Consider the following 16,837-nt stretch of genomic DNA (forward strand, 5'->3'; position numbering starts at 1 on the left):
TCAGGCCTCGAGCGCCGGCCCGGCGAGCGCGGTCATGCGCTCACGGGCCCTGAACGCGCGGCGCGCGATCCAGGCGAGCAGCAATGCCGCCGCCGCGAGCAGCGCGAGCGGCCAGGCGTGAGGCGGGTTCCACTCGGCCTGCCTGCGCGCACGCAGCGGCGCATCGACCTTGTAGAACAGCGCCCGGTCGTTCGTGAACAGGCCGTATTTCGCATCGCCGACCCATTGCTGGTAGGCGCCCGCCGAGTACGGGAAATAGCCGAAGGCCCAGGGCGCGTCGCGCCGCAGGATGTCGACCATCTCGTCGATCAGCTGCTGCTTCGCCGGCCCGTCGTCGAGCAGCGCGAGCTGCTTGTAGCGGCGGTCGTATTCGGGGTTCTCGTAGTTCGCGGTGTTCTCGCCCTCGACCTTGGCCTTCGAGTTCGGGCCGTAGAACAGGAACAGGAAGTTCTCGGCATCCGGATAGTCGGCGTACCAGCCCCACCAGAAGATCTGCTGCTTGCCCTTCAGCATCTTCTCCTGGAACTGGTTGTAGTCGGTCGCGCGGATCTCGAGCTGCACGTTGAGCTTCGCGAACTGCTTGACCATCCAGTCGAGCTCGGCGCGGTACTCGGGCGTCGGCACGCGCTGGTAGTCGTAGTTCAGCACCAGCGGCTTGCCGGTCTTCGCATCGCGGCCGTCGGGGTAGCCGGCCTCGGCAAGGAGCTGCTTTGCCTCGTCGATCGAACGCCGCACGACCTTGCCGTTGACCAGCTTGTGCGTGGCCGGGTTGATGTCTCCCGGCATGCCGTGGCGCGAGCCGATGATCCCACCCGGCAGCGGCCCCATCGCGGCCTCGCCGGCCTTCTGCGTGAAGACGCGGCCATAGCCCTCCTCCCAGTCGATCGCGATCGACAGCGCATGGCGCAGCTTGCGGTTCTTCAGCTGCTGCTCGGGCGTGTCGCCCTTGCCGACGACCGGGTCGAGCCAGTTGAAGCCGAGGTACCAGTTCTGCGGTTCGACGCTCTTCGGGAATCGCATGCCGCGCTCCTCGAAGCGCTTCTTGACCTCGTCGGAATCATCCGCGTCGGCGAGGAAATCCGGGCCCCAGTCGTTGCGCTCGATTTCGGGCACGTCGAGAAAACCCTGCGTGAACTTCGAGCGCAGCGGCGTCTTGTCCTTCTCGGTGTTGAAGACCAGCTTGTCGAGGAACGGCAGCGTTTTGCCGCAGTCGTCGAGCAGGCCCAGCTCCTTGTCGCCCGGCATGCCCTCACATGGGTAGGTCGCCCCATGGTAGTTCGGATTGCGCACCAGCACGTGGCGGCGATCGGCGTCGTATTCGACCGCCATGAACGGGCCGCTGCCGACCGGCCAGACGTCCGAGGTCAGGCTGTTCTTCGCCATGCCGGGCTGCGCGTAGAACTTGTCGGCCTCCCACGGCACCGGCGCCGTGAAGGTCATCGTCATCCAGTACTTCCACTGCGGGTACTTGCCCTTGATGCGAATGCGGTAGGTGTACTTGTCGAGCGCCACGGCGCCGGCCAGCGGGTACTGCCGGAAGTCGAGAAACGGCTTGTCGAGCGCGGCCGGATCGCCGCCGTGGCGCAGCTTCAGGTCTTCTTCGCGGATCAGTTTGCCGTAGTCCTTCAGGCCGATCACGTACTCCGAGAAGATGCCGAAGATCGGCGTCTCGATGCGTGGTGTCGCGTGGCGCTTCAGCGCATAGACGAAATCCTCGGCGACGACCTCGCGCGTGCCGGTCTGGGCGAAGTCGAGCGGCGAGTGCTTGTCGCGCGTCTGCGCCGCGGTCATCGCGTGGTAGAGGTACGCGCCGTTCGCGTCCTTGGCGAGCGCCGGATGCGGCGCGTAGCGCATGCCGGGGCGGATGTGCACGTCGTAGACGCTCTCGGCGACGCGTTCGCCGGGCACATCGGCGGGCAACGGCTGGCCGTCCTTGTCGAGATACTGCGGCTCTGCCAGCGCCTCGGCCGCCTTGGGCACGACGACGTAGGGCCGCTTCAGGTAGTGGTACGCGTACGGCGCCTCGTAGATCGAGTACATGTACGGCACCTCGTTGACCGCGTACGAGGCGGTCGGATCGAGGTGGCGCGGCGAGCGCTCCTGGAACGCGATGAACAGCGTGTTGGTCGACTCGCTACCCTTCGGGTTCGGGCTGTTGTCGCAGCCGCCGAGCAGCGCCGCGAGTGCCACGAAGAGGCCCAGCCATCCGCGCGCGCGCCGAGCCGTCGCTGCCCGCGCATTCAACTCCCCACCGCGCATGACCGTCATCCCTTCTTCGCAGACTCGGCGCAGGCTTGCGCGCCGGACCCCAAAAGCAATCTGCCCACGCCGAGCCCTCGGCTTGTGGCCGGGTCAACGCGAGGCAGCGGCGGATTGTACGAGTGCGCGCGCACCGCCTTCAGCCGGGATGCGCGGCGTGGACGTGGTCGTGGTGGCGACCGCCGGCGTGCTGGTGATCCCAGCCGATCAGCACATCCCGGCCCTGCACCAGCAAGGTCACCCGCGCGCCGACCGGCAGCGTCACCTTGGTCGGCACGTGGCCGAACGGCAGGCCGGTCAGGATCGGCGTCTTCGTCAGCGTGCGCAGATGCTGCACGACGGTCTTCAGCGAGTAGCCACGATCGTGCGGCGACTTGCGCCAGGCGCTGAACTCCCCGAGCACGATGGCCTTCTGCGCATCGAGCACGCCGGCCTGGTGCAGCTGCAGCAGATTGCGCTCGATGCGGTACGGATGCTCGTTCACGTCTTCGAGGAACAGCACGCCGCCCTTGATGCGCGGCAGGTACTTCGTGCCGAGCAGCGAGTTGACCATGCACAGATTGCCGCCCCACAGCGTGCCGCGTGCCTCCAGCCCGTCGAAGCCGGCCTCGGTGCGAAAGCCCACCGCCTCGAGCGCGCCGCTCATCGCCTCGAGAAAGCAGTCGCGCGTGATCTCGTCGAGGCCGCCGGCGTCGTCCGCACGACCGAAGTCGTCACAGGCGAGCGGGCCGGCCCATGTGACCGCCTGCGCGCCGAATTTGGGTTGCGCCAGCAGGCCGAGCTGCAGGATCGTCATGTCGGATTGCCCGACCCAGCGCGTGCCGCGCTCGATGCTGTGCGCGACCAGCTTCCAGTCGATGCGCTCGAGCAGCCGGGTCAGGCCATAGCCCCCGCGGGTCGCGAGCGCGACGCTCGGTGCCTCGAAGGCGACGCGGTGCAGCGCGGCCAGGCGCATCTCGTCGTCGCCGGCAAAACGCTGGTGCCGCGCCGTGGCCGAAGCATCGGTATGCACGTCGAAGCCGAGCGCCTTCAGCCGTTTCGCGGCGAGCTTCAGCGCTGCGGTCTTGACCAGCACGCCGGCGGGGGAAAACAAGGTCAGCAAGGTCATCGCGGGCTCATCGTGAAGGCGGCGGTGGCGGCGTGACCACGATCTCGGTGGCCTCGCCGGCAGGGATCTCGGGTTCGTCTTCGGGTGCGGGCGGCGCAGGGTCGGCGCTCGCGCGGCGCTGCCGGTACTGCTCGCGCCGCTCGGCGAAGAAGTCGCGCAGCAGCGCGCCGCATTCGTCGGCGAGCACGCCGCCTTCGACCATGGTGTGGTGGTTCAGCTGCGCACTCGCGAACAGGTCGACGACCGAGCCGGCCGCGCCGGTTTTCGGGTCGCGTGCGCCGAACACGACGCGTTTGAAACGTGCGTGCATCAGCGCCATCGCGCACATCGCGCAGGGCTCGAGCGTCACGTACAGCTCGCACTCGGGCAGCCGGTAGTTCGACAGCAGCGTCGCCGCATGGCGCAGCGCGACGATCTCGGCGTGCGCGGTCGGGTCGTGCTCGGTGATCGGGCGGTTGTAGCCGGTCGCGATGACCTGGCCGGCGCGCATGATGACCGCGCCGACCGGCACCTCGCCGACCAGCCACGCGTTGTGCGCCTGGTCGAGGGCGATGCGCATCGCCTGCTCGTCCGCTGGGCTCATCAGATCAGGGCGAAGATCGAGCGTTGCGATCGACACCCTGCTGCAGCGCGCGCTCGGTGCTTTGCTTGAACTGCTGCTGGATGTTCTGCGCCTGCTGCGGCACGGTCAGCCCGGTCGTGTCGGCGGCCACGCCGCCCGGCATGCCACCGGGGATCGCGAGCGTCGCGCCATCGCGGTCGCCGGTCGCGGCGCCGCCTTGCGGCGTGCTCGCCATCTGGCTGATGCGCGTCGAGACCCCGCTGGTGCTCAAGGCCTGCAACTGCTTCTTCGCGACCGTGCCCATGATCGCCAGCACGACCAGCAGCGACAACACTCCGAAGATCATTCTCATGTTCCGACTCCTGTGGGCGCCCGCGATGGTTCGGGGGGTATTCTGCCTCGCGGGCTCACCGATCACCGTGGCCCGACTGTCTACTTTGCAACGGCCATCGACGGAGCGCGACGTGTCGCCCTTGTCCGATCAGGCTGTGCATCAGCACCAGCTCGGTCGCGGTCCACTGGATCGGTTCGATCGGTCGCGTCTCGACCGCGTGATCGCCGTACATCAAGGTCAGGTGCGGCGCGAACGGACGCCTGGATTCGAGGGCCAGGCCGGCCTGCGCCAAGGCCTGGCCGAGCGTCCGGTGGAAGCGGACCACACTTCCGGAACTTTCGTCGGCCAGCAGCACGAAGGGGGCGCTGCCGCGCGCACGGTGAAAGCTGCCGGCGCGGTCGAGCACGATCTCGACCGGCGGCAGCGAGAGCGCCGCGGCCACGCGCGATGCCGAATCGACGACATCGAGCGGCATCGCCGCGAAGTCGCCGAGGTGGATCAGCGTGACATGCCAGCGCGCTGCGTCGATCGACCGGCCGCTCAGCCGGTGTTCGGCGCGCAGGCGCGGCGCCATCGCCGCGATCGAGGCTGCCGCGCCCGCGCTCGGCAGGAACGCGAAGAACAGCCGATCCTTCACGCGGCAGGCGGGTCGAGCAAGGCGAACTGCGCCCGACCCCTCAACTTCTCACTCCCACTCGATCGTCGCCGGCGGCTTGCTCGAGACGTCGTAGGTCACGCGGTTGATGCCGCGCACCTCGTTGATGATGCGGCCCGAGACCTTCTTCAGCAGCGCGTACGGCAGCTCGGCCCAGTCGGCGGTCATGAAGTCGCTGGTCTGCACCGCGCGCAGCGCGACGACGTAGTCGTAGGTGCGGCCGTCGCCCATCACGCCGACGCTCTTGACCGGCAGGAACACCGCGAAGGCCTGGCTTGTCAGCTCATACCAGCTCTTGCCGCTGGCCGAATCGACGGTGTTGCGCAACTCCTCGATGAAGATCGCATCGGCGCGCCGCAGCAGGTCGGCAAACTCCGGCTTGACCTCGCCGAGGATGCGCACGCCCAGGCCCGGGCCGGGGAACGGGTGGCGGTACACCATGTCGTGCGGCAGACCGAGCGCGACACCGAGTTCGCGCACCTCGTCCTTGAACAGCTCGCGCAACGGCTCGAGCAGCTTCAGGCCAAGCGTTTCGGGCAGGCCGCCGACGTTGTGGTGGCTCTTGATCGACATCGCCTTCTTCGACTTCGCGCCGCCGCTCTCGATCACGTCCGGGTAGATCGTGCCCTGCGCGAGCCACCGGGCGCCGCCGGCGTCCGTTCCTGCCCTTGCCTGCTTGAGCTTCGCGGCCTCGGCCTGGAACACCTCGACGAACTCGCGGCCGATGATCTTGCGCTTGGCCTCGGGGTCGGTCACGCCGCTCAGGTGGCCGAGGAACTGCGCACTGGCGTCGACTGCGATCACTTTCGCGTGCAGGCGCCCGGCGAACATCTCCATGACCATCGCGCCTTCGTTCAGGCGCAGCAGACCGTGGTCGACGAACACGCAGGTCAGCTGGTCGCCGATCGCGCGATGGATCAGCGCCGCGGCCACGCTCGAATCGACGCCGCCCGACAGCCCGAGGATCACCTCTTCGTCGCCGACCTGCGCGCGGATGCGCGTGACCGCCTCGTCGACGTAGTTGCCCATCACCCAGTCGGGCTTCGCGTTCGCGATCTCGAGCACGAAACGGTTCAGCAACTCGCGGCCCTGTTTGGTGTGCGTGACCTCGGGGTGGAACTGCACGCCGTAATAGCCGCGCGCCTCGTCGGCCATGCCGGCGATCGGGCAGCTCGGCGTGCTGGCCATCAGCTTGAAACCCGGCGGCAACGCGGTGACCTTGTCGCCGTGGCTCATCCAGACCTTCAGCATGCCGTGGCCCTGCGCGGTGCTGAAGTCTTCGATGCCGGCAAGCAGCTTCGTGTGGCCGTGCGCGCGCACCTCGGCGTAGCCGAACTCGCGATGGTCCGCGGCCTCGACCTTGCCGCCCTGCTGCACCGCCATCGTGAACATGCCGTAGCAGATGCCGAGCACCGGCACGCCGAGATCCCATACCGCCTGCGGCGCGCGCAACTCGTGCTCTTCGTAGGTGCTGGCGTGGCTGCCGGAGAGAATGATCCCCTTCGGCGCGAACTCGCGGATGAACGCGTCGCTGACGTCGTTCGGGTGGATCTCGCAGAACACGTGTGCCTCGCGCACGCGCCGGGCGATCAGCTGCGTGACCTGGGAGCCGAAGTCGAGAATCAGGATCTTGTCGTGCATGGGATGGGGCGGAAGAAGTGTCAGGTCGTCGTGGCGGCCGCGGTCGCAAGCGTCTGCCGCGTCAGCCGCGCGCGCCTGAAGTGGCGCACCGCGATCAGCGTCGACGCAGCCTGCAGCAGCGCGCAGAAGTAGAACGGCGCGCCGATGCGCCAGTCGCCGTGCGGCAGGTGCGAGACGGTCGCCAGCAGCGGCGCACCGATCGCCGGTGCGACGACCGCCATCATGCTGTTGAGCGAGCCGACCGCCCCTGCGGTGCGGCCCTGCGTCTTCGGGTCGGCGGCGTTCGAGATCAAGCTTTGGATCGAGGCCGAGACGGCGAAGCCGAGCACGTTCGCGAAGATCACCGCATAGAGCATCCAGCCCTCGGTCGCCATGCCCCACAGCACGAAGCACAGGCTCGACGAGATCAGCCCCATGATCGCGAGCCGCTGCGGCGAGAAGCGCTTCAGCAGCCGGCTCAGGAACACGCCCTGCACCAGCACCGACATCAGCCCGATCGCGAACAGCGACCAGCCGTTCTGCGTCGGTCCCCAGCCGAACTTGAAGGTCGTGTAGAGCACCCACGAGGTGTGGGTCATGAACTGCGCCAGGCCGCTCAGGCCGACGACGACCACGAGCGAGCCGACGCCCTTCAACGCAGTCAGCCCGCGCAGCGAATTGACCGGGTTCGCCTCGCGCAGCACGAAGGGCTGGCGCCGCTCGCGCGGCAGCGATTCGGGCAGCACGAAGTAGCCGTAGAGCCAGTTCACGCAGGCGAGGCCCCCGGCGACGAAGAACGGCAACTGCAGGCTGATGCCGCCGAGCAGGCCGCCGATCACCGGGCCGAGAATGAAGCCCATGCCGAGCATTGCGCCGAGCTGGCCGAAAGCCTTCGCGCGGCCGGCCGGCGGCGTGATGTCGGCCACGTAGGCGTTGGCGACCGCGATGTTCGACTGCATCGCGCCGCTGAACAGCCGCACCAGCACCAGCATCCACAAGGCCGTGGCCATGCCGGTCACGAAGAAGCTCAGCGCGAGGCCGCTGAAGCCGATCAGCAGCACCGGCCGGCGGCCGTAGCGATCCGAGAGTCGGCCGAGGATCGGCGAGCCGAAGAAGTTCGCGATCCCGAACACGATCGTGATCGCGCCGTACCAGAAGGCCTGCTCCGACTGCGATCGCGTGAACGTGCCGATCAGCGGCGCGAGCACCGGGATGATCAGGCCGATCGAGACCATGTCGATCAGCACCGTCGCCATGATGAACGGCATGGCCGCCTGGCGGCCGCTTCGGGCTACCGATGTCGCGCCTTCGATCGGGGCCGAAGTGCCCGTGGGTTGCGTCATGCGCTCTTCATTCCATCCGGTAGTTCGGCGCTTCCTTCGTGATCTGCACGTCATGGACATGGCTCTCGCGCATGCCGGCCGACGAGATCTCGACGAACTCGGCCTTCTCGTGCATTTCGTCGATGCTCGCGCAGCCGCAGTAGTGCATCGACGCGCGCAACCCGCCGGCCATCTGGAAGATCACCGCGACGACCGAGCCCTTGTACGGCACCTGACCCTCGATGCCCTCCGGCACCAGCTTGGTCGTGTTCGGGTTGTTGCCGGACTCCTGGAAGTAGCGGTCCGCCGAGCCCTGCTGCATCGCGCCGATCGAGCCCATGCCGCGGTAGCTCTTGTAGGTGCGGCCCTGGTACAGGATCGTCTCGCCCGGCGCCTCCTCGGTGCCGGCGAACGCGCCACCCATCATCACGGTGTCGGCGCCGGCGGCGATCGCCTTCGCCAGATCGCCCGAGTAGCGCACGCCGCCGTCGCCGATCAGCGGCACGCCGCTGCCCTTGAGTGCCTTGCCGACCTGCTCGATCGCGAAGATCTGCGGCACGCCCACGCCGGTGACGATGCGCGTCGTGCAGATCGAGCCGGGCCCGATCCCGACCTTGACGGCATCGGCGCCGGCCTCGACCAGCGCGCGCGCGGCGGCGCCGGTCGCGATGTTGCCGCCGATCACGTCGACCTGCGGGAAGTTCTTCTTGACCCAGCGCACCCGCTCGATCACGCCGGCGCTGTGGCCGTGCGCGGTGTCGACGACGATCGCGTCGACGCCGGCACGCACCAGCAGCTCGACGCGCTCTTCGGTGCCCTCTCCGACGCCGACCGCGGCGCCGACGCGCAGCTTGCCGTGGGCATCGCGCGCGGCGTTCGGGAAGCTGGTCTGCTTGGTGATGTCTTTCACCGTCATCAGCCCGCGCAGCTCGAAATCGTCGTTGACGACGAGCACGCGTTCGAGCTTGTGGCGGTGCATCAGCGCCTTGCCGTCTTCGATCGTCGCGCCCTCGCCGACCGTGATCAGGCGCTCGCGCGGCGTCATGATCTCGCTGACGGGCACGTCGAAGCGCGACTCGAAACGCAGGTCGCGGTTCGTGACGATACCGACGACGGTCTTGCCGGCCAGCACCGGAAAGCCGGAAACGCCGTGCTGGCGCGAGAGCTCCATCACCGCGCGCACCGGCGTGTCGGGGGTCACCGTGATCGGGTCACGCAGCACGCCCGATTCATAGCGCTTGACCCGCGCGACCTCGGCGGCCTGCTGCTTCGGCGTCAGGTTCTTGTGGACGATGCCAATGCCGCCCTCCTGGGCCAGCGCGATCGCGAGGCGCGCCTCGGTGACCGTGTCCATCGCGGCGGACACCAGCGGCAGGTTGAGGCGGATGTTGCGGGAGAGAGGGGTCGAAAGGTCGGTGTCGCGGGGCAACACGTGGGAGAACGCTGGCACCAACAACACGTCGTCGAAGGTGAGCGCTTTGCCAAGAAGGCGCATGGAAGAAGCTCCTGACGCAAAAGCGAATTATACGGATGTGCGCCACAACCTCACGGATGGCCACCCCGCACCTGGCCCCTTCCCGCCTCGCCGCATACACTGCGAACCCATGACAAGTTCACGAACGAACGCGATGAAACGCTGGAGCCTCGTCGCATTGGCGGCATTTCTGGGCCTGACGCTGGCGCTGCCGGCCTCGGCCCAATGGAAGTGGCGCGACAAGGCTGGTCAGACCCAGTACAGCGACCTGCCGCCGCCGCCGGGCATCCCCGAGAGCGACATCCTGCAGCGCCCGACCTCCAATGCGGCGCGCCGCGCCGCGGCAGCCGCGGCACCCGCACCGGCTTCGGCCGCGTCGGCCGCACCGCTTGCCGGCACCCGCGCCTCCGACCCCGAGCTCGAGGCGAAACGCAAGAAGGCCGAGCAGGAAGTGGCGGACAAGAAGAAGGCCGAAGAAGCCAAGATCGCCGCAGCGAGGGCCGACAACTGCACCCGCGCGAAGGCTCAGCTGCGCACGATCGACAGTGGCATGCGCATCGCACGCACCACCGAGAAGGGCGAGCGCGAAATCCTCGACGATGCGCAGCGCGCCGCCGAAGCCAAGCGCACGCGCGACATCATCGCCTCCGACTGCCAGTGATGCCCGAGGCGGCCCGCTTCAGCGCGGCCGCTTGAACTTGCCCTGCGTGCGGTAGCGCCGGCGCCGCGCCTCCTTCGGATCGACCCGCAACGGCCGGTACAGTTCGACCCGGTCACGGTCGCGCAGCAACATGTCGCGCCCGCAAAACGCGCCCCAGATGCCGACCGGCAACGTGTCGAGCGCCAGCCCCGGGTGACGCGCCTGCAGTCCGCTTTCGCGCAGCGCGTCGGCAACCGTCGCGCCCGGTGCGAGCCGCAGCGCCACCTCGTCGACTTCGCCGGCGCGCGGGCTGTACGCGACGCTGATGTTCAGCCGCGCGTCGGCGTCAGCGGGGTCCATATACCTGCTCGGCGCGCTGGACGAAGGAATCGACGAAGGTGTTCGCGATGCGGTCGAAGACCGGGCTGATCAGCGCGTCGAGCGCGCCTCTTGCGAAGCTGTAGCGCAGATCGAACTCGATCTTGCAAGCCTTGGCGCCGGCGCCGTCGGCCAGCGGCACCGGGATGAAGCACCAGGTGCCGTCGAGCACCGAGAACGGGCCATCGACAAGGTTCAGCACCACGCTCTCGTCCACGACATGCTCGTTGCGTGTCGTGAATGCCTGGTGAACCCCGAGGTACGACAGGTGCAGCCGCGCCGTGATGCCGCGCTCGTGCTGCTCCAGGACCTCGGCCCGCTCGCACCACGGCAGGAACTTCGGGTAGTCCGACACGGCCGTGACGAGCGCGTACATCTCGTGCGGCGAGTACCAAAGCAAGACCGACTTCTTGACGTGCTTCATACAATGGCAAATTGTATTGGGCGCTTCTTGCCCCAGATGAGTGCCCATGTCCATCGCCGAGAACCGCCGCGCCTTTTTTGACTACCACCTCGAGGAACGCCACGAGGCCGGCATGGTGCTGCAGGGCTGGGAGATCAAGGCGATCCGCGCCGGCCAGGTGCAGCTGACCGACGGCTACGTCGTGATCCGCGACGGCGAGCTGTACCTGATCGGCTGCCGCATCAACGCGCTGCGCAGCGCCTCGACCCATGTGAGCCCCGAGGCCGACCGCACCAAGAAGCTGCTGATGCACAAGGAAGAGATCAAGCGGCTGATCGGCAAGGTCGAGCAAAAGGGCTTCACGCTGGTGCCGCTGAACCTGCACTACAAGGGCGGGCGCGTGAAAGCCGAGATCGCGCTGGCCAAGGGCAAGGCCGAGCACGACAAGCGCAATACCGAGAAGAAGAAGGATTGGGAAAGGGAGAAGGGGCGTTTGATGCGGCACAAGGTCTCGTCGAAACCGAGCCACTGATCGAAGCGGAGGCAGCGATGGACGTCGACACCCCCACCACGACAGCGCTGCGCGAGATTGCCGACCTGCCCGGCCCGCGCGGCCTGCCGATCGTCGGCAACGCGCTGCAGGTCGAGCGCGGCCGGCTGCACCAGCGCGTCGAAGCCTGGAGTCGCGAATTCGGGCCGTTCTTCCGCTTCAAGCTCGGTCCGCGCACGCTGCTCGGGATCGCCGACCACGAGGCGCTGAGCGCGGTGCTGCGCGACCGCCCCGACGGCTTTCGCCGCACCAAGCACCTGGAGACGATCGGCCTCGAGATGGGCCTGACACCGGGCGTGTTCGGTGCGAACGGCGAAGCCTGGAGGCGCCAGCGGCGGATGGTGATGGCCGGCTTCGACCCGGCGCACGTGCGGGCCTACTTTCCCTCGCTGCTGAAGGTCGCACAGCGCCTGCGCGGGCGCTGGCTGCGCACGGTGCGTGCCGGCGCGGACATCGAGTTGCAGCCCGAGCTGATGCGCTTCACGGTCGACGCGATCGCCGGGCTCGCCTTCGGTGCCGATGTCAACACGCTCGAATCCGACGAAGAGGTGATCCAGCAGCACCTCGACAAGATCTTCCCCGCGCTGTCGCGGCGCGTGTTCTCGCTGGTCCCATGGTGGCGCTGGTTTCCGCGCGCCGCCGATCGCGCGCTCGAGCGCAGCGTCGTCGCGGTGAACGAAGCGATCGCCGGTTTCATCGCGCAGGCGCGTGCCCGGCTCGAGGCCGATCCGCCGCGCCGCGCGCAGCCGCCGAACCTGCTCGAGGCGATGATCGTCGCGGCCGACGCGGGCGGCAGCGTCAGCGACCGCGAGGTCGCCGGCAACGTGCTGACGATGCTGCTGGCCGGCGAAGACACCACCGCGAACACGCTCGCGTGGATGATCTACCTGCTGCAGCGCCATCCCGCCGCGCTGACGCGCGCGCAGGACGAGGTCCGCGCGCTGGCGCTCGATTCGCGCGAGTTCACGCCCGAGCACATCGCCGCGCTCGACTACCTCGAAGCCTGCGCGCACGAGACGATGCGGCTGAAGCCGGTCGGGCCGTTCCAGGTCATCGAGGCACTGCGCGACACGGTCGTCGCGGGCATCCGCGTTCCGGCCGGGACCAGCGTCTGGTGCGTGATGCGCGGCGACAGCCTGAGCGAGCGCCACTTCCCCGATCCGCAGGCGTTCCGGCCCGAACGCTGGCTCGCCGACGGCGCGCCGGGCCAGGCCGCGAGTTCGGCCAAGCGCGTCTCGATGCCCTTCGGCGCCGGCCCGCGCGTCTGCCCGGGCCGCTACCTCGCGCTGCTCGAGATCAAGATGGCGATGGCGATGCTGCTGAGCCACTTCGAGATCGAGGCTGTCACGACGCCCGGCGGCGGCGAGGCGGTCGAGCATCTCGCGTTCACGATGATGCCGGTCGGCCTGCGGATGCGCCTGCGCGAGCGCCCCTGACGCGCTCGGCGGCGACGTTCAGCGCTGCAACGCGGCGAGCGCCTGCAGCGAATCGGCGATCAGGTCGTCGACCGCCTCCAGCCCCACCGAGAAGCGCACCAGCATGCCGCGCCAGGCCGGCTGCCTGCGCATCGTCGTCAGGTCGTAGGGCACGGCGAGGCTGACCGGGCCGGCCCACGAGAAGCCGATCTTGAAGAGCCGCAGCGCGTCGACGAAGGCATCGACCTGCCGGGCGTCGTAGCGCGCATCGAAGACGATCGAGAACAGGCCGGCCGACTGCGTGCACAGGCGCTGCCAGTGTTCATGGCCGGGCGATCCGGCCAGTGCCGGGTGCAGCACCTGCGCAATCTCGGGCCGCTGCGACCACCACTGCGCGAGCGTGCGACCCGCGCCATCGGCCGCGGCGTAGCGCAGCGGCAGCGACGGCAGTGCGCGCAGCACGGTCTCGGCGTCGTCCGCCGCGATGCCCCAGCCCATGCGCATGTGCGCGGCGTTGAGCTTCAGGTGCAGTGCCGGGTCGCGCGTCGTCGCCGCGCCCATCAGCACGTCACCGCCGCCGGACGGGTACTTGGTCAGCGCATGCACCGAGACGTCGACCCCGAGCGCCTCTTTGTCGTCGCCTTCGAGCCGGAACGGATTGAACGCGAGCCCCGCGCCCCAGGTGTTGTCGAGCGCGACCAGCGCGCCTTTCGAGCGCGCCGCACGCACGAGGTTCGGCACGTCGGGGAATTCCATCGTCACCGAACCGGGCGGCTCGATCCAGACCAGCCGGGTCCGCTCGGTCAGCATCGCGGCGAGCGCGTTCGCATCGAGCGGGTCGTAGAAGCGGTGCGCGATACCCCAGCCGGCGAGCTCGTGGCGCGCAAGCTCCTTGTTCGGGTTGTAGGCGTTGTCGGGGATCAGCAGCTCGTCGCCGGCGCGCAGCAGCGCGATGTCGGTCAGCGCGATCGACGCCAGCCCGCTCGGCACGAGCACCGTGTGCAGCCCGCCCTCGAGCGTCGCAATGCGCTCCTCGAGCGTGAAGGTCGTCGGCGTGCCGTGCAGCCCGTAGGTGTAGCCGGTCTTCTCTCTCCAGTTGCGCGCACGCATCGCGGCGGTGTTCGCGAAGATCACCGTCGAGGCCTTGAACACGCCCGGCTGCGGCGCCGCGAAGCCCGCCGGCGCCTGGTACGGGTGATGGATCAGCGTCGTCGCAATGGCGTCGGTGGGCGGGAAAACGGCGCGCTCGGTCATCGGGTTCTCGTGGTCAACATGGTCAAGGCAGGCAACGCCGCAGTTTAGGTGAGCGGCTCCAGCGCCGCGAACAGCGTGGGCAGCAGCTCGGTCACGGTCGGATGGATCCACATCGTCTGCGTGATCCGCGTGTACGGCAGATCGGCGGCCATCGCGAGCAGCAGCAGCTGCACGACCTCATCGGCCTCGATCCCGAGCAGCGCGGCGCCGAGGATGCGCTGCGTCTGCGCGTCGACCAGCACCTTCATGAAGCCGGTCGTCTCGCCGCGCTCGCGCGCGCGGCCGACGCGCGCCATCGGCAGGCTCGCGACCAGCGCCGCGCGGCCGCTGGCGCGCACCTCGGCCTCGCTCATGCCGATGCGGCCGAGCGGCGGGTCGGTGAAGAGCGCGTAGGTCGAGACACGATCCGAGACGCGACGCGAGCCGCCGTCGAGCAGGTTCGCCGCGACGATCTCGAATTCGTTGTACGAGGTGTGCGTGAAGGCGCCCCTGCCGTTGACGTCGCCGAGCGCCCAGATGCCCGGTACGCTGGTGCGCAACTCGTCGTCGACCGCAATGAAGCCGCGTGCGTCGACCTTGATGCCGGCCGCATCGAGCCCGAGCCCGTCGGTGTTGGGCCGGCGCCCGATCGCAACGAGCAGATCGCTGCCGACGACCGACTGCGCGGCGGCGCCCTCGAGGTCGAACCCGACGCGCACGTCGGCACCGGCGCGCGCCATCGCGAGATTCTTCGCGCCGAGGTGGATCGCGATGCCTTCCTGCTCGAGCATCGCGCGCACCGCGTCCGAGACTTCGGCGTCCTCGCGCGCGATCAGCCGCGACGCGGCCTCGATCACCGTGACGCGGCTGCCGAAGCGCCGGTACATCTGCGCGAACTCGAGGCCGATGTAGCTGCCGCCGACGACGACCAGGTGCTCGGGCAAGGTGTCGAGCGCCATCATCGAGGTGTTGGTCAGGTACGGCACATCGCGCAGGCCCGGCCAGTCGGGCACGGTCGGGCTGCCGCCGGCGTTGATGAAGATCTGCGGCGCGCTGAGTTCGTCGTCGTCGACGCGCACGCGGTTCGGGCCCGCGAAGCGCGCCGCGCCGCGGATCAGCGTCAAGCCCGGCAGCCCGCCGAGCCACGTCGTCAGGCTGGCGATCGACTCGTTGACGACCTCGTCCTTGCGGGCTTTCACGGCGCGCATGTCGACCTTGAAGTCGCCGGCGACGGTCACGCCGAAATCGGCCGCATGGCGCACGACATGCGCGGCGCGCGCGCTCGCGACCAGGGTCTTGGTCGGGATGCAGCCGTCGTTGACGCAGGTGCCGCCCAGGTGCTCGCGCTCGATCAGCGCGACGCGCTTGCCGGCCTGCGCGAAGCGCGCGGCGAGAGACGGCCCGGATTGACCGGCACCGATGACGATCGCGTCGAAGTGCTTCTGCATGACGGCTCCCGGATTCGAGCCGCCCACTCTACGCCCGGCAAGTCAGATCGGCACGCCGACGAGATCGTGACCCTCGGTGCCGACGATCCGCACGCGCGTGAACTCGCCGACGCGCAAGACCTTCGACGCCTTCTCGGGCGGCAGCAGCTTGACGCTGCCGTCGATCTCGGGCGCATCGGCATACGAGCGCCCGACCCCGCCCTTGCGCCCGAGCGCCGGCGCCGAATCGACCAGCACCTGCATCGTCGCGCCGACGCGTTGCGCGAGCTTCGCCGCCGACACGCCTTCCGCGACCGCCATGAAGCGTGCGCGGCGCTCCTCGCGCAGCTCGACCGGCAGCATGCCGGGCAACTCGTTCGCGGTGGCGCCGTTCACCGCCGAGTACGCGAAGCAGCCGGCACGGTCGATCTGCGCCTCGCGCATGAAGTCGAGCAGGTGCTCGAACTCGGCCTCGGTCTCGCCCGGAAAGCCGGCGATGAAAGTGCTGCGGATCACGATCTCGGGGCAGGCCTCGCGCCAGCGCTGCAGCCGCTCGAGGTTCTTCTCGCCGTTCGCCGGCCGCTTCATGCGCTTCAGCACATCGGGGTGCGAGTGCTGGAACGGCACGTCGAGATACGGCAGAACCGCACCGCTGGCCATCAGCGGCAGGATCTGGTCGACATGCGGGTACGGGTAGACATAGTGCAGCCGCACCCACGCGCCGTGCGTGGCGGCGAGTTCGGCGAGCTTCTCGCACAGGTCGGTCATGTGGGTCTTGACCGGGCGGCCGTCCCAGAAGCCGGTGCGGAACTTGACGTCGACGCCGTACGCGCTGGTGTCCTGGCTGATCACCAGCAGTTCCTTCACGCCGGCCTCGAACAGCCGCTGCGCCTCGCCGAGCACGTCGCCGATCGGACGCGAGACCAGGTCGCCGCGCATGCTCGGGATGATGCAGAACGAGCAGCGGTGGTTGCAGCCCTCGCTGATCTTCAGATAGGCGTAGTGACGCGGCGTCAGCTTCACGCCTTGCGCCGGCACGAGGTCGACGAACGGGTCGTGCGGCTTCGGGCTGTGCAGGTGCACCGCGTCCATCACCTCGTTCGTCGCATGCGGGCCGGTGACCGCGAGCACGCTCGGGTGCATCTGGCGGACCAGGTTGCCGCCGGCCTCGCCGGCCTTCGCACCCAGGCAGCCGGTCACGATGACCTTGCCGTTCTCGGCCAGCGCCTCGCCGATCGTGTCCAGGCTCTCCTTCACCGCGTCGTCGATGAAGCCGCAGGTGTTGACGATCACCAGATCGGCGCCGGCAAAGGTCTTCGAGGTGTCGTAGCCTTCGGCGCGCAGCTGCGTCAGGATCAGCTCGGAATCGGTCAGCGCCTTCGGGCAGCCTAACGAAACGAACGCAACGGTCGGAGTGTTCGAAACGCCTGCGGAAGAAGTGTTTGAAGCCATGCGGG

At 68.7% G+C, this 16,837-nt stretch carries 16 protein-coding genes; 3 read left to right on the forward strand and 13 right to left on the reverse strand.

Annotated elements, in window-relative coordinates:
- The 8 genes from AC1DTW_RS07675 to guaB form a co-directional block, all read right to left on the reverse strand.
- The gene (locus tag AC1DTW_RS07675; RefSeq protein WP_477980507.1) at positions 1–2,259 is read right to left on the reverse strand and encodes an ABC transporter substrate-binding protein; all 2,259 of its coding nucleotides are present in this window, start codon (positions 2,257–2,259) and stop codon (positions 1–3) included.
- A gap of 139 nt (positions 2,260–2,398) precedes the next feature.
- On the reverse strand, positions 2,399–3,367 hold the full coding sequence (locus AC1DTW_RS07680; protein ID WP_477980433.1) for an LD-carboxypeptidase: 969 nt from the start codon (positions 3,365–3,367) through the stop codon (positions 2,399–2,401).
- 7 nt (positions 3,368–3,374) lie between these two features.
- Positions 3,375–3,950, reverse strand: coding sequence for a tRNA adenosine(34) deaminase TadA (tadA, locus tag AC1DTW_RS07685; RefSeq protein WP_477980434.1), 576 nt, complete (start codon positions 3,948–3,950; stop codon positions 3,375–3,377).
- Between the two features lie 4 nt (positions 3,951–3,954).
- Complete coding sequence (locus AC1DTW_RS07690) at positions 3,955–4,281, reverse strand: hypothetical protein (RefSeq protein ID WP_477980435.1); 327 nt, start codon at positions 4,279–4,281, stop codon at positions 3,955–3,957.
- 55 nt (positions 4,282–4,336) lie between these two features.
- Positions 4,337–4,900 (reverse strand): 2'-5' RNA ligase family protein, encoded by a 564-nt coding sequence (locus tag AC1DTW_RS07695; RefSeq protein WP_477980436.1) that lies wholly within the window; start codon positions 4,898–4,900, stop codon positions 4,337–4,339.
- A 48-nt stretch (positions 4,901–4,948) separates the two neighbouring features.
- Positions 4,949–6,559 (reverse strand): glutamine-hydrolyzing GMP synthase, encoded by a 1,611-nt coding sequence (guaA, locus tag AC1DTW_RS07700; RefSeq protein ID WP_477980437.1) that lies wholly within the window; start codon positions 6,557–6,559, stop codon positions 4,949–4,951.
- Between the two features lie 20 nt (positions 6,560–6,579).
- The gene (locus tag AC1DTW_RS07705; protein WP_477980438.1) at positions 6,580–7,881 is read right to left on the reverse strand and encodes an MFS transporter; all 1,302 of its coding nucleotides are present in this window, start codon (positions 7,879–7,881) and stop codon (positions 6,580–6,582) included.
- 7 nt (positions 7,882–7,888) lie between these two features.
- On the reverse strand, positions 7,889–9,355 hold the full coding sequence (guaB, locus tag AC1DTW_RS07710; protein ID WP_477980439.1) for an IMP dehydrogenase: 1,467 nt from the start codon (positions 9,353–9,355) through the stop codon (positions 7,889–7,891).
- A gap of 133 nt (positions 9,356–9,488) precedes the next feature.
- On the opposite strand from guaB, the gene AC1DTW_RS07715 reads away from it, so the two are divergent.
- On the forward strand, positions 9,489–9,995 hold the full coding sequence (locus AC1DTW_RS07715; protein WP_477980440.1) for a DUF4124 domain-containing protein: 507 nt from the start codon (positions 9,489–9,491) through the stop codon (positions 9,993–9,995).
- Between the two features lie 18 nt (positions 9,996–10,013).
- Here AC1DTW_RS07715 and AC1DTW_RS07720 read toward each other — a convergent pair whose 3' ends face one another.
- On the reverse strand, positions 10,014–10,334 hold the full coding sequence (locus tag AC1DTW_RS07720) for an RnfH family protein (RefSeq protein WP_477980441.1): 321 nt from the start codon (positions 10,332–10,334) through the stop codon (positions 10,014–10,016).
- Positions 10,321–10,776: a type II toxin-antitoxin system RatA family toxin gene (locus AC1DTW_RS07725; RefSeq protein WP_477980442.1), complete on the reverse strand. Its 456-nt coding sequence runs from the start codon at positions 10,774–10,776 to the stop codon at positions 10,321–10,323. Before AC1DTW_RS07725 ends, AC1DTW_RS07720 begins: the two co-directional genes overlap by 14 nt.
- Positions 10,777–10,822: 46 nt before the next feature.
- On the opposite strand from AC1DTW_RS07725, the gene smpB reads away from it, so the two are divergent.
- Entirely contained in the window at positions 10,823–11,287 is a 465-nt protein-coding gene (gene smpB, locus AC1DTW_RS07730; protein ID WP_477980443.1) for an SsrA-binding protein SmpB, read from the forward strand.
- A 17-nt stretch (positions 11,288–11,304) separates the two neighbouring features.
- Positions 11,305–12,741 carry a cytochrome P450 gene (locus AC1DTW_RS07735; protein WP_477980444.1) on the forward strand — a complete coding sequence of 479 codons (1,437 nt, stop codon included), beginning with the start codon at positions 11,305–11,307 and terminating at the stop codon, positions 12,739–12,741.
- 18 nt (positions 12,742–12,759) lie between these two features.
- Here AC1DTW_RS07735 and AC1DTW_RS07740 read toward each other — a convergent pair whose 3' ends face one another.
- The 3 genes from AC1DTW_RS07740 to rimO are packed head-to-tail and all read right to left on the reverse strand — an operon-like array spanning position 12,760 to position 16,832.
- Positions 12,760–13,974 carry a PLP-dependent transferase gene (locus AC1DTW_RS07740; RefSeq protein WP_477980445.1) on the reverse strand — a complete coding sequence of 405 codons (1,215 nt, stop codon included), beginning with the start codon at positions 13,972–13,974 and terminating at the stop codon, positions 12,760–12,762.
- 44 nt (positions 13,975–14,018) lie between these two features.
- On the reverse strand, positions 14,019–15,401 hold the full coding sequence (locus tag AC1DTW_RS07745; RefSeq protein WP_477980446.1) for an FAD-containing oxidoreductase: 1,383 nt from the start codon (positions 15,399–15,401) through the stop codon (positions 14,019–14,021).
- A 42-nt stretch (positions 15,402–15,443) separates the two neighbouring features.
- Complete coding sequence (gene rimO / locus AC1DTW_RS07750) at positions 15,444–16,832, reverse strand: 30S ribosomal protein S12 methylthiotransferase RimO (RefSeq protein ID WP_477980447.1); 1,389 nt, start codon at positions 16,830–16,832, stop codon at positions 15,444–15,446.
- Positions 16,833–16,837: the final 5 nt, after the last annotated feature.

The sequence above is a fragment of the Rhizobacter sp. P5_A1 genome (assembly GCF_056400745.1).